The organism is Clostridium fessum (assembly GCF_003024715.1).
Classification (GTDB): Bacteria; Bacillota; Clostridia; order Lachnospirales; family Lachnospiraceae; genus Otoolea; species Otoolea fessa.
In genome coordinates, this window is record NZ_PYLO01000030.1 from 1 (window position 1) to 687 (window position 687).

The 687-nt window shown below is 44.8% G+C and carries 1 tRNA gene and 2 rRNA genes; all 3 read left to right on the forward strand.

The annotated features are described in order from the left end of the window. The first annotated feature begins 80 nt into the window (after positions 1 to 80). Positions 81 to 198, forward strand: a 5S ribosomal RNA gene (gene rrf / locus C7U56_RS15390). Positions 199 to 205: 7 nt separating this feature from the next. Next, positions 206 to 278 (forward strand) — tRNA-Ala (locus C7U56_RS15395). Positions 279 to 591: 313 nt separating this feature from the next. Continuing rightward, positions 592 to 687, forward strand: a 23S ribosomal RNA gene (locus C7U56_RS15400); the annotation flags it as partial.

Below are 687 nucleotides of genomic sequence, written 5' to 3' on the forward strand. Positions count from 1 at the left end.
GAAGAAGAAGTAAGGGTTTTATATACTGTTGAGTTTTCGAGGATGACAATTAAAGATTGAAATCCAGGAAATGAAAGATTTCCGGTGTCGATGCGCTTAGGGGACACACCCGTTCCCATCCCGAACACGATGGTTAAGACCTAAGCGGCCGATGATACTATGCTGGAGACGGCATGGGAAAGCAGGTGGATGCCGGATTCATTATGGGGGTGTAGCTCAGTTGGGAGAGCACCTGCCTTGCAAGCAGGGGGTCAAGAGTTCGAATCTCTCCATCTCCATTTGCCGAAAGCAACTGAATGAAAACGAGTCGAAGACGAAGCTTGAATTTAGTGCGAGGCAGTTCACGAACCTTAACGAACGCAAGTGAGTTTAGTTGAGTGAACATACTATGTACCTTGAAAACTGCATATTGAAAATCTGATACAAAGTTCAAACCGAGAGGTTTGAAACAAATATCAAGACATCCGAGGTGTTACACGAAAGTGTAACCAAACAAACCAAAACAAGCAATTATTAATTGTAAACACCATAAGCCAAAGATGCAACGCTATGCATCTGAGAGGAACACCGTACCCGCGGTGTGAATCAATTGGTTAAGCTAATAAGAGCGCAGGGTGGATGCCTTGGCACTAAGAGCCGATGAAAGACGTGATAAGCTGCGAAAAGCTTCGGGGAGGAGCAAATATC